Origin of the sequence: Thiofilum sp. (genome assembly GCF_016711335.1) — a bacterium.
In the GTDB taxonomy this organism is placed as follows: Bacteria; Pseudomonadota; Gammaproteobacteria; order Thiotrichales; family Thiotrichaceae; genus Thiofilum.
Map to the genome: position 1 here is coordinate 3,132,489 of NZ_JADJTF010000001.1, position 13,002 is coordinate 3,145,490.

Here is a 13,002-nt window from a genome sequence, read left to right on the forward strand (position 1 = left end):
AAGTTAACTATCAAACTACTAGGCAAATGCAGCGAGTGTCCTACATACTATTCTTGCTAGTAAAGAAAAAAGACATCGCAAGGTAATGGAATGAAAAGGTACACAGATAGCGAGCTGCTAAACCTATTGGATGCGTTAGAATCAGACAGAGTAGAGCGTAAAGAGTCATTCAAGGGAGATGTGCCAAAGAAAGCGCGTGAAGCCATTTGTGCTTTTGCTAATGACCTGCCTAATCATAATGAATCTGGAATATTGTTTATTGGTGCAAAAGACAATGGTGAGCCTAGTGGTTTGGAAGTCACTGATCAACTATTAATTTCTTTAGCTAACATAAAAACTGATGGCAATATTCTCCCACTCCCCGTAATGACCGTAGAGCGCCGTCAATTAAAAGGGGCTGAGATGGCAGTTGTCACTGTTATGCCATCCGACATGCCACCCGTGAAATACGAGGGTCGTATTTGGGTGCGTACAGGGTCGCGCCGCTCTCTTGCCAATGAGCAAGAAGAACGCATCCTCAATGAAAAACGTCGTTATAAAAACTTACCTTTTGATCTTTACCCTATCCCTAATTCTACAATCACTGATTTATCAAAGCTTATTTTTGAAAATGAATATCTGCCTGCTGCCTTTGCACCTGATGTACTGGAAGAAAATGGACGCAGTTACGAGCAACGTCTTGCTTCTTGTAAAATGATTACCTCGCTAGATGATCCGATCCCTACGGTAACAGGTTTGCTCGCCATCGGTAAGAGCGCTCAAGACTACCTAACGGGAGCTTATATTCAATTTCTTCGTATTGACGGCTCAGAGTTAGCTGATCCTGTTATAGACGAGGCAAATATCGGTGGATCATTAGCAGAAATGCTTAGACGTACTGAGGAAAAGCTTAAAGCGCATAACCGTACTCTCATCGATATTACATCCATGCCAACCCACCAGAAAACCATGCCCTACCCACCTGCTGCTATGCAGCAAATTCTTTATAATGCAGTATTACATCGTACCTATGAAAATACTAATGCTCCTGTTCGAGTCTATTGGTTCAATGATCGCATTGAAATTCATAGTCCTGGTGGACCATATGGCAATGTAACTAGCGAGAATTTTGGTAGAGCGGGTATTACCGACTATCGCAATCCGAATATTGGTGATGTGCTGAAAACCTTGGGCTTTATTCAAGCTTTCGGGCGAGGCATTGCTGTTGCTAGGCGTGAAATGGAAAGAAATGGTAATCCTGAACCTGAGTTTGAAACTAGCCAAAGTGCTGTTGTTTGCATTTTAAGAGGCAAGATATGACCCCTCCTGTTCTAACCTTTTTTAATAATAAAGGTGGGGTAGGTAAAACCTCGCTGATTTATCATCTTGCGTGGATGTTTGCTAATTTACGTAAGCGCGTGGTCATTATTGACCTTGATCCTCAAGCCAACTTGACTGCGGCGTTTTTGGATGAAGATCAAATTGAGACCCTTTGGAATAATTCGACCTCTGGCTCAACCATATATCAGTGTGTCAAACCATTAGTGGGGGTAGGTGATATAGCAGAGCCAATCTTACAAACTATCGCTACTGATCTTTATCTTTTACCAGGCGATGTCAGTCTGTCAGGCTATGAAGATGAACTTTCTAAAGAGTGGCCTAATAGTATGGGGGATAACAACTTGTATCGTCCTATGCGCGTTCTCAGTTCTTTTTGGCAAGTGATGCACATGGCTGCCCGTAAGGTTCAGGCTGATATTATTCTGGTCGATATTGGTCCAAATCTGGGGGCGATTAATCGTTCAGTGCTGATTGCTACGGACTATGTTGTGATTCCATTGGGTGCTGATTTATTTTCTCTACAAGGTTTACGCAATTTGGGGCCAACTTTAAGAAGCTGGAAAAGCTTATGGCAAAAGCGCTTGAATAACTGGAAAGACAGCCGTGAAGCACACCAATACCCAGATTTTCGCTTGCCAATTGGTCAGATGAAACCGATAGGTTATCTTTGCCAGCAACCTATTATGCGTCTTGGTCGCCCTGTTATGGCTTATGATAAATGGATCAAACGCATTCCCACCGTATATCGAGAAGCAGTATTGGGTGAGAATACACCAGCAGAGATGGCACAAGCTGATGATCCTTATTGTTTGGCTACGATTAAACATTATCGTAGCCTAATACCGCTTGCACAGGAGCATCACAAGCCGGTTTTCGCCTTAACACCAGCTGACGGTGCTATAGGTAGCCATGCTAATGCAGCACGAGATGCTTTGTCAGATTTTAAGCATCTCGCTACTAAAATAGCCCAACAAATTAATCTATCCTTATAAAAGTGGGATCTCCTTATTTTCACCCGCAAACTGTTTACGCCCGTAGACCATTTTATACCAAACGGTATAGACCGCAGGCAGAAATAATAAGGTTAATAGTGTCGCAATTAATAAACCGCCCATAATCGCCACTGCCATTGGACCAAAAAACACACTGCGGGATAAAGGAATCATGGCTAATATAGCGGCTAAGGCGGTGAGCATAATAGGGCGAAATCGCGTTACAGCAGACACAACAACGGCCTCTTTAGGAATCATACCCTGCTCAATATTACGATCAATTTGATCCACTAATATGACTGAGTTACGCATAATCATGCCCGATAAGGCTATAGTTCCCAGCATTGCCACGAAACCAAAGGGCTTATCAAAACTCAATAAAAATATAACTACCCCAATAATGCCAAAGGGTGCGGTTAAGACCACCATAATCACACGCTGAAAACTTTGTAATTGCAGCATTAATAAGGTCAGTACTACCCCAATAAATAAAGGCACTCCAGCGGCAATCGACACACTGCCCTTTTCACTTTCTTCTACCGCACCCCCCACCTGTAACTCATAGCCTAAGGGTAATTTAGCCTTAAACTCATTCATACGTGATAAGACTTCAGCAGTCACTGTAGGAGCTTGCACTTTATTATAAATATCACCGCGCACTGTAATAGTAGGAGTACGATCACGATGCCAAATAATACTTTCCTCTTGTGTTTCGACCAACTCAGCAATTTGACCTAGGGGTACATAAGCGCCGGTTGCGGTGGGGATATTAAAGGTTAAGAGCTGATTGAGTTGCTTACGCTCATTTTCACCCCCACGTAATAAAATAGGAATAGTCTGATCACGCTCCCTAAACTCGCCTACCTGTATTCCTTGAATCACACCATAAATGGATTGATTAATAGTCGCTTGGGTAATACCTAAACCGATGGCTTTTTCAGTATCGATTTTTAATTGCAGTGATTTACGTAATTCATTCCAATCTAAATGCACATTTCGCAAATTAGGATTACCACGCATAATCGTTGCAACCTGTTCGGCTAAATCACGCAGTACCCATAAATCATCACCCACTACGCGAAACTGCACGGGATAACCTACTGGAGGACCATTTTCGAGCCTTAATACCCGTCCTCTTAATTGAGAAAATTGCTCACTATCGATTAACTCAATCAGCTTTACCCGTAACGCTTCACGATGAGGAATGCTTTTCGTGGTAATAACAAACTGGGCAAAACTAGGATTAGGTAATTGCTGATCGAGCGGTAAATAGAAACGCGGTGAACCCGCCCCCACATAAGCCGCATAATTATCAATATGCTCTAATTGTTGCTTGAGGAACACTTCAACCTTTTTCACTTCATTTTCAGTAGCTTCGCGGGACGAGCCTTCTGGTAATTTTAAGTCTACTAATAATTCTAAACGGGTGGCTTCAGGGAAAAATTGTTGCTGTACTAATTGGAAACTATAGACTGCTGCACCAAAACTAATGAGGGTTAATACAATTACCGTCAATGGAAAACGCACACATAATGCAATTAGACCTTTAAAAAAGCGCGTGAAACCATTAGCAAAAGCATCCTTAATACGCCCTAGCCAACTAAATAGCCCCTTTTTCTTTTCTCCATGATGTTCTTCTTTGAGTAAGTGATAGCCCAAATATGGGACGATAATGACCGCTGCAAACCACGAGAGCACTAGCGAAATGGTCACCACTTGGAAAATAGAGCGGGTATATTCACCTGTAGCAGAGGCGGCCGTAGCTATCGGTAAAAAGCCTGCGACGGTCACAAAGGTTCCCGTCAACATAGGAAAAGCAGTAGTACTATAGGCATAGCTCGCTGCACTCACCCGATCCATGCCCTGCTCTAATTTAAGTGCCATCATTTCTACCGCAATAATCGCATCATCCACTAATAAGCCTAGGGCTAAAATCAGCGCCCCCAAAGAGATTTTATGTAGCCCCACATCAAACAAATACATCACAAAAAATGTACCTGCTAACACTAAAGGGATGGATAAAGCCACCACTGTACCCGCTCTCACTCCTAAACTAAAAAAACTCACCGCCAGTACAATCACAACCGCTTCAACTACGACTTGCAGAAATTCACGAATGGAAGTTTTAACCGCCGTGGGCTGATCATTAACACGATGCAAATCCATACCAATCGGGAGTTGCGCCTGAATGCGTTTAAACGCTTCCTCCAGATTTTGCCCTAACTTAATAATATCTCCGCCCGCCTTCATAGACACACCGATACCCAAGGTAGGTTGTCCCATAAAGCGCATGCCATCCGTTGCTGGGTCTACATAGCCACGCCTGACAGTTGCGATTTCATCTAGGCGCACGGTGCGATCACCCACTTTAATGGGCATGGCTTTGACATCAGATAGATTTTTAAAACGCCCCAAGGCATAGACATCAATACGATCGGTACTGGTGCTATACACTCCATTCGCTACCATGAGGTTTTGATTAGTTAGTTGAGTCTGTAGCTGTTGAATCGTTATGCCTAGTTGCGCACCCTTATCATTATCCAGCTCAATATAAACCCGCTCGGATTGTTCCCCAATTAGCAACACTTTAGCGATATCGGGTATGCGCAATAGCTCCTTACGAATGCCATCAGCGGCATCACGCAATTGCCCCATGCTAAAGCCGTCGCCTGTTAGCGCATAAATATTGCCGAAGGTGTCACCAAACTCATCATTAAAAAAGGGACCTATGACTCCCTGTGGCAAGGTATGAGTCATATCCTGTACACGCTTGCGTACTTGGTAGAATAAATTGGGTACTTCTTCAGGCGGTGCACTATCCGCCCCAATCACTGTAATCACTGCAAAACCGGGCTGAGCATAGCTTCTCAAAGTCTCGACAAAAGGCGACTCCATCACGACCTTTTCAATTCGATTGACTACCTGATCTTCCATTTCCAGCGCGGTCGCCCCCGGCCATTGCGCCTGAATCACCATGACTTTAAAGGTAAAAGGCGGGTCTTCGGATTGCCCCAGTTTGCCATAGCCAAATACCCCTAAAGCCATGAGCGCAAAGATCATAAAGAGCACTAAGTTTTGATGCTTGAGCGCCCAACTCGATAAATTCGTATTCATTTATTCACCTGCTGGACGCGCTTGGCCGGTATAGGGAGTGGGAATAATATCTTGACCTTGATGAATGCGATTAACACCAGCAGCTACTATTTTTAAACCTTCCTCTAAGCCGGAGACTAATAAACCACCCTCTAAATACTCTTCTACCTCAACAGGTTTTAATGCTGTTTTATTATCCTCACTCACGACCCATACCGCAGGCTTTTGATCACTTTGAAATAAGGCAGTAGCAGGTAACCACGACACGGCTTTAGCTAAGGGATTAGTAAATGACACCTTAGCTGTCATACCTAGACGTAAATTAGGGGTAGGCTCCTTAATAGCTACTTTGACTAACCACAAACGACTCGCATCAGCGAGGGGTGCAATCTCACTAATCGTTCCGTCAAAGGTATTTTGTACCGCCCACAAACTAATTTTCGCAGGTGTGCCTACTTGCACCTGTTTAATGGCTTGTTCGCTGAGCTTAATGTGTACTTCTAGATCTTTACTATTGGCCACTTTAACAATGGTTTGCCCCGCTCCAACCACTTGTCCAATTTCGACTAACGTATCGGTTACAATACCGCTCACGGTGCTGGTCAGCTCGGTATAACGCGATTGATTTTTGGCAAGTTTAGTCTGCTCATTAATGGTATTGATTTGGGCTTGGGCAGAGCCTATTTGACCTTGTGCTGCCTCTACTTGAGCTTGAGCTGATTCGACTTGGGCTTCTGCGGTCTGCACTTGCCCTTCTACTGCCGACACACTGGCGCGTGCAGCCTCTACATCGCCTTCAGCGGCTTTAATTTGTGCTTGGGTGGTTTTGACTTTGCTTTGTGCTGCATTCACTTGGGCGAGTGCGGCTTGAGCGTTGGCATAAACCGATTTGTAACTCGCTTGAGCCGCAGTCACACGCTGGCGATGTTGATCTAGAATCGTGGTACTTAAATAGCCCTGCTGATTTAATTTTGCACTACGACTAAATTCTAATTGGGCATTTTTTAGCTCAGCTTGGGCTGAACCTAAAGCGGCCCGCGCTGATTCATAAGTAGCTCGCGCCGATTCCACGCCTGCTTGGGCTGATTCAAGGCTAGCTTGTATTGCATTGAGATTACCCTGTGCAGTACTGACACGCCCGCGAGCGGCTTCTAAATTGCCGCGTGCTGAAGACACCGCCCCCTGCCCTGCGCTGACATTATTTTGTAATGCTAATAAATTAGCCTGACTGGTTTGCAGGCTACTTTTTGCCGCATCTAAATTGGATTCCGCTTGCTTAACACTAAGCTCGGCATCCTCATTATCCAGTTGTGCTAATACTTGCCCTACTGTTACGGCCTCACCTACTTCTACATTACGCCCCACGACCTTACCCGCTAGACGGAAGGATAGATTAGTGACTTTACGGGGTTGGACTTCGCCGGAATAAGTGTCCACTTGCTCACTGATTTGAGATTGCACCCGCCATACTTGAGCGGGGCGTGTGGGTTCGGGTTGTTCCACTTCTTTTTCTTTACAAGCGCTAAGCAGCACTAGGCTTAGGCTCAATGCTAACCATGATTTTATTGACATTGGGGTATCCCTTCTGCAACAGCTAAGCCATTATAAAGAGCGGCTAATGATTGACGCAGCACCGCACAAAAATCACCACGCCCTACGGTGACATGCTCAAAGATAAATTGAGTTAAGCCCGACTCTGGATGAGGAATCGGGGTTGGGCGCAATAATTGCCATAGCCCTAATAATTGCGCATAGGACTGCATTAAAGCTAATTCATTCATCAGCGGCAGATGAGGACGTAAAGCCTCTACTACTTCATGCAAATAACTAGCCATACGTTGTTGAAAAGCCTCTGCATCCTCCGGTGCTACACTACGTTCCATCAGTCCATGACAGAGTGAAGCTAGCGGTAAAAAAGTCGGAGAGGTTTGAATAGAGTGAATCAGTAAATCACTCAGCTCATTACAAAGCATGGGTTCAGGCAAGCGTGCACGTTCTATTACACGCCCGAAAAATTGCTCTAAATCACGTTCGTGCAGTGCCAAAAGTACTTCATCTTTGCTACGGAAATATAAGTAAAGCGTCCCTTTAGCTACACCGCTGAGGGCGGCTAGCTCTGCCATACTGTTTAAAGCTTCTGAATGAGTCGTCCATAAATGCTGAGCCGCATTAAGAATGTCTTCACGTTTACGTTGTTTATCTTCAGGAAGATAGGCACGGGGAGGAGGCATGATACACCCACAACTGACTGCTGGTCATTAATGAGCACACTATAAATGACTGTGAGTCAGTTGTCGATAACTAAAATTTTACCTTTATTATTTAGCTTTACTTTTATAACTCGCCACCCACGCCCCCAAGATAATCGCTCCACACGCAGCGCCTACTTGCCATGTAAACGCTGCTTGCCCAAATACAATCAGCAATAAAGTCGAAATCAAGGGTGTGAAATACGAAAGTACGCCTAATAAGGGCAAATTACCGTGCTTTACACCATAGTCCCATGTAAAAAATGCAATCCCTACTGGTCCTAAACCAGCACCTAACACACTAAACCATTGCACCGCATTACTAGGCCAAACCGTAGGCTCCCACCCAAAATGACATAACCAACCCAATAGTGCTGTCACCCCACAAAACCAGCCTACTGCATCGGTCGGTACTTGTTTCACTAAACGACTCGCTACTGAATAGGTAGCCCAAATGACTGCTGCACCAATAGCTGCTAAATAGCCCATTAAATAGTGCGTTTTAAAACCTTCGGTTCCACCCCCAATTAATAACCAACAACCTGCAATAGCAATTAGCGAACCCAGCACCTGATTCGCTCTCAACCTTTCATTAGGTAAAAAGGAGGCGAACACGACGATTAGTAAAGGCCACAAATAATTCAGTAAATTCGCCTCAGCAACCGGAGCGTTCGCTAGTGCTAAGAAATATAAAAAGTGATAACCAAATAACCCGCCGATTCCCAATACCCACGCTAATAAGGGTTGGTGCAAATACTGCAAACCACTACTTCCCTGACGCCACCAATGAAGCAGCATTACCCCAAAGGCCACACTAAAAGTCATAGCTAATAATTGAAAAGGAGGAATACGCCCCTCGGTGAGACTGGTCAATAGAGCCAAAGTACCCCATAAACCAATAGAAATAGCCCCAATCGCGGTGGCACGTTGGACAGTAGACATAAAAGGAATAAACCTGAGCTAAAAAAGACAGTGCAGTGTAGAAGAACAGCACACCAGAAACCAAGTACTAAACTAAGGAACTGTGGAGAGTTGAGAGTAGAAACTAGTGCAAGGCAAAGAGAAGTGAAAACTTCACCTCTGCTTTGCCATGACTAGGCATGTCGAGAACGATTGATGATTATTTAGGCAAATAATCTTGCATACGATCAATAACGACCTGAGTGAACTCATCCGTATTGAGTTTGCCTTTGAGGTCACGCGTACATTCGCCCTCCTCAATAGCACCTAATAAGGCTAGACGTAGAGCATGACCCAGATCATAACGATCTACATGATCAAGCAGCATGCCAAAGGCTAAAAGCACAGCCGAAGGGTTAGCTACATTTTTACCTGCGATGTCTGGAGCTGTACCCCCCGCAGGATCAAACATAGCAATATCGACCTTGTAATCATCAGTAAACGAATAGTTACCACTAGCCCCTGTACCTAGGCTACCTACTAGACCAGACGCCATATCCGATAAGAAGTCACCGTACTCATTCAGCGTTACCACGACTTCAAAGTCTTGGGGCTTCATAATGACTTTGGCTAATAAAGCATCGAATAATTCAACGTTATGCTTCACATCATTAAAATCAGCCGCCACTTTCTTTACAATGGATTCAAATAAACCATCCGTCACTTTTTGAATCGTGTATTTAGAAGAAGAAGTGACACTGTAATTACGTCCACCATAAATATTGCCCTTTTTACGCGCTAGATCAAAAGCAAAATGAGCGGCATGTAAGCAGGGACGTGTTTCAACCATACGCACCGAAATAGCACTATCTAAACCGATTTTTTGCCCCGGATCATCATACGTTCCACCGGTAGCGACACGCACAATGTGCAGGTTTACATTTTCTTTAAAGTTAGAATTAATCCCTTTAATCGAAATCGCTGGACGATAGATCACACTAAAATCCAAGCGCCGACGAATCAAGGCATTCGGGCTACGGGTACGCGTTTCGGTAGGGTATTTCAATGCTAGTTTAGTAGCACGCATGGATACTTCGGCTTCATCAATCGAAGCTATCCCTTTTTTCTCACGCGTTTCGACTGACCAATCAATCGGTTCAAATTCAATCGTAACAGGTAAAGCATCCGCAATGGCATGCACTGATTTAGCGAGTTCTGGACCAATGCCATCGCCTAATAATTCGGTAATTTTAATAGAGCTCATCGACTCTTCCTCCGACAGCTTATGATGGTAAAAATGCCATACGAGGCGAGCGCATCATACCGACCCAACCTTATATTGTCGACAATAAATCGTTTTATTTAGGTTTTTTTATTAAAAAAGTGCATAAGTGTTGACAAAATACCATCCTAGTTGGTTTCACGCCCCTTTTTAGTTCATATAAGCTCTATAGCTGAGTTAGGTTTTTAAATAAGAAAAACTAATATATTCAATTTTATTGAATTGAAATTTTATAAAAATCGAATTTTTTTACCGATGTGAGTTCTCTATAGTTCATCACATGACAACACGTTATACCCACAAGGAGATTAGTTATGACACTATCGGAACAAAGCTGGAACGCTATTATGAGTATGGTGTTACTAGCTAATCATGATCAACCACAAGCCTTACGTCTCAAAGACTTACAAGCACATTTAGGCGTTTCGCGTCCTCAAATGGAATTAATTATGGCGCGGTTGCGTGAGGCGGGCTTGGTCGAAGGTATACGCGGTACGGGAGGGGGCTACTACCTAAAACGTGCCGCTTATAGAATTAATTTGGCGGATATTGTGAATGCCGTTGAAGAGCCTGAACAGCATTTCGCTTGGTTAAGCCAAGGTACTGAAAGTGAACGTGCTTTAGCTCAACAAGTGTGGCAAGAATTAAATGGCAAACTCAACACACTATTAGCAGGCATGTCGCTAGCGGTATTGGCTCACCAAGAAAAGCCACGCTTAAAACCTCGTATGGGACAAACCGCTAATATGATTGCCAATATGTTCCCAGCCCATCATGCGAGTTTAGTGCTAGAGCGCGATCACATGCTGGCATAGCATGCCTTTAAATCAATTGACTCATCTACGAATATAAAAAACTCTAATTAATCCCCATTGACCTACTAGCTAACCCCTAGTAGGTTTTTTATTTTGCTAATGAACGGATGGCTACTTCAAACGCCATTGATGGAAATACTCCACCAGTGTCAACAAGTGCTTAGGTGCATGTGCTTTTTTCCAAACACCCGCTACATACTTATTGGCTTCGCTCCAAGTCGGGTAAGGATGAATGGTTCCTAAGAGTTTATTGAGTCCAATGCCCTGTTTCATAGCTAGGGTATATTCGGCTATCAATTCCCCAGCATGGGCACTCACAATAGTCACCCCTAATATTTTATCTGATTTAGTAGGCGTTAGGACTTTAATAAAACCACCACGCTGTCCTTCGGTAATGGCGCGATCTAACTCAGCCAACTCAAAACGACTCACCTCATAGGCTATCCCTTGTTGTTGTGCCATCTGTTCAGTTAAACCTACCTGAGCGACTTCTGGATCAGTAAACATCACACGCGGTATCACACGCCTATCCACTTTAAAGCGCTTAAAGACACCAAATAAACTATTCACGGTGGCATACCAAGCATGATGCGCAGCGACATGGGTAAACTGCAATTCTCCAGCTACATCGCCGGCCACATAAATATGGGGATAGCGTGTTGCTAAATACTCATCTACCTCTAAATTAGGGTCAGTCACCAAACCAAGTGCCTCCAAGCCAAACCCCTCTAAACGCGGCTTACGCCCTAATGCACAGATTAATAGTTCATAGGGCAGCTCGAATACCTCGCCTTGACGCTGTAAGACCACAGACTTAAGCGCGTCTTGATCCTGCTTACACTCCAGCCACTGACAATCCGTGAGTATTTTCACGCCCTCAGCTTCAAGCTGTTGTTGTACTCCTACAGCGACTTCCTCATCATCACGGCTCAACAAGCGTTTAGCGCGTATTATAATGGTCACTTGTGCTCCCAAACGCTGGAAGGCTTGCGCCAGCTCACAACTAATCGCCCCGCCTCCCATCAATAACACGGCTTGGGGTATCTGATCATACTGCATCAGCCGCTCCCACACCGTCTCGCTGGTGACATAGCCACTATGCTCTATCCCTTTTATCGGTGGCACTACCGGACTCGCACCCGTTGCTAACACAATATTACGCGCGGTGAGTGTGCGGGTCGTACCCTCGTGCAAAGCGACTTGCACTGTCCAAGGATCTTGTAAGGTTGCATAACCTTGCAGTACCTCCACCCCCAATTGTGTATAGCGCTCCACACTGTCATGCGGCTCTACGGTTTGAATAACTTGTGCTACACGCTGCATTACGGTTTTAAAATCAACTTGTCCTGTTGCTAGCACACCAAACTCACGAGCAGTAGCAATCTGATGCGCAATTTTGGCACTTTTAATGAGTGCCTTACTCGGTACACAACCATAATTTAAACAATCCCCCCCCATTTTATGCGCTTCAATCAAAGTGACTTTGGCTTTAACAGCCGCCGCAATATAACTACTGACTAAGCCCGCAGCACCTGCTCCTATGACAATGATATTGCGCTCAAAATGCTTAGGTTTAGACCAACCTTGATAGATTCGCTGCCGCTTAACATAGTCGACAAGCGCCTTAGCTAGCCACGGAAATAAAGCCAATAACACTAAAGAGCCTACTAAAGCGGGTGACAGGATTTCAGCCGTGGATTGTACTTTGCCTAATTGGGTTCCTGCATTCACATAAACTAGCGTACCCGGCAGCATTCCTAATTGGCTTACCCAATAAAAAGTACGCAGCGGCATACGGGTTAAGCCCATCAAGATATTGATAACAAAAAAAGGAATCAGCGGCACTAGGCGCAACGTCAGTAAGTATAAGGCCCCTTCTTTGGCTATACCTGCATTGAGGGTTTGTAAGGGTTGGGCAAAACGCTGCTGTACCTGATCGCGTACTAAATAGCGGGCGGCTAAAAACGCTAAGGTAGCACCTATAGACGAGGCAAAGGATACTAATACCAGCCCCGTACCTAAGCCAAACAAAGCGCCTGCCGCTAGAGTGAGAATAGCCGCCCCCGGCAAGGATAAGGCGGTAATAGCCACATAGAAAACAAAAAATGAGCCTAAGACTAACCAAGGGTAGTGTGCATACCACTCGGCAAATTGAGCTTGGCTTGCTTTTAAATAACCGAGACTTAAAAACTGTTGGGCATCAAAAATAAAAAATAAAATAACTAGAATGAATAATAATGTAATTAATAATATTTTTTTCATAAACCCTCGTGATTAAAACTAAACAACACCTCCTATTGATTAATTAATACAATAGAATCACTAGCCCTATTAAGTAGGGGCTTGGCAAT

At 44.3% G+C, this 13,002-nt stretch carries 9 protein-coding genes; 3 read left to right on the plus strand and 6 right to left on the minus strand.

What is annotated here, in order from left to right; genetic code table 11:
• Positions 1 to 90: 90 nt before the first annotated feature.
• Entirely contained in the window at positions 91 to 1,299 is a 1,209-nt protein-coding gene (locus tag IPL34_RS14820) for an ATP-binding protein (RefSeq protein WP_296842222.1), read from the plus strand.
• On the plus strand, positions 1,296 to 2,312 hold the full coding sequence (locus IPL34_RS14825; RefSeq protein ID WP_296842223.1) for an AAA family ATPase: 1,017 nt from the start codon (positions 1,296 to 1,298) through the stop codon (positions 2,310 to 2,312). Before IPL34_RS14820 ends, IPL34_RS14825 begins: the two co-directional genes overlap by 4 nt.
• Here the strand turns inward: IPL34_RS14825 and IPL34_RS14830 are convergent.
• The 5 genes from IPL34_RS14830 to IPL34_RS14850 all read right to left on the minus strand — a co-directional run bounded on the left by IPL34_RS14830 (position 2,307) and on the right by IPL34_RS14850 (position 9,818).
• Positions 2,307 to 5,426 carry an efflux RND transporter permease subunit gene (locus IPL34_RS14830; protein WP_296842224.1) on the minus strand — a complete coding sequence of 1,040 codons (3,120 nt, stop codon included), beginning with the start codon at positions 5,424 to 5,426 and terminating at the stop codon, positions 2,307 to 2,309. The two genes, IPL34_RS14825 and IPL34_RS14830, sit on opposite strands and share 6 nt — an antisense overlap.
• Positions 5,427 to 6,977, minus strand: a complete 1,551-nt coding sequence (locus IPL34_RS14835) for an efflux RND transporter periplasmic adaptor subunit (RefSeq protein WP_296842225.1) — start codon at positions 6,975 to 6,977, stop codon at positions 5,427 to 5,429.
• Positions 6,968 to 7,636: a TetR/AcrR family transcriptional regulator gene (locus IPL34_RS14840; protein WP_296842226.1), complete on the minus strand. Its 669-nt coding sequence runs from the start codon at positions 7,634 to 7,636 to the stop codon at positions 6,968 to 6,970. Before IPL34_RS14840 ends, IPL34_RS14835 begins: the two co-directional genes overlap by 10 nt.
• A gap of 87 nt (positions 7,637 to 7,723) precedes the next feature.
• A complete protein-coding gene (locus IPL34_RS14845) occupies positions 7,724 to 8,596 on the minus strand; it encodes an EamA family transporter (protein WP_296842227.1) in 873 nt (290 codons plus the stop codon).
• Between the two features lie 178 nt (positions 8,597 to 8,774).
• Positions 8,775 to 9,818 carry an isocitrate/isopropylmalate family dehydrogenase gene (locus tag IPL34_RS14850; protein ID WP_296842228.1) on the minus strand — a complete coding sequence of 348 codons (1,044 nt, stop codon included), beginning with the start codon at positions 9,816 to 9,818 and terminating at the stop codon, positions 8,775 to 8,777.
• A 332-nt stretch (positions 9,819 to 10,150) separates the two neighbouring features.
• Here IPL34_RS14850 and IPL34_RS14855 point away from each other — a divergent pair, with 332 nt between their 5' ends.
• Positions 10,151 to 10,651 carry an Rrf2 family transcriptional regulator gene (locus IPL34_RS14855; RefSeq protein WP_296842229.1) on the plus strand — a complete coding sequence of 167 codons (501 nt, stop codon included), beginning with the start codon at positions 10,151 to 10,153 and terminating at the stop codon, positions 10,649 to 10,651.
• A 111-nt stretch (positions 10,652 to 10,762) separates the two neighbouring features.
• Here the strand turns inward: IPL34_RS14855 and IPL34_RS14860 are convergent, their stop codons facing one another.
• A complete protein-coding gene (locus IPL34_RS14860; protein WP_296842230.1) occupies positions 10,763 to 12,913 on the minus strand; it encodes an FAD-dependent oxidoreductase in 2,151 nt (716 codons plus the stop codon).
• Positions 12,914 to 13,002: the final 89 nt, after the last annotated feature.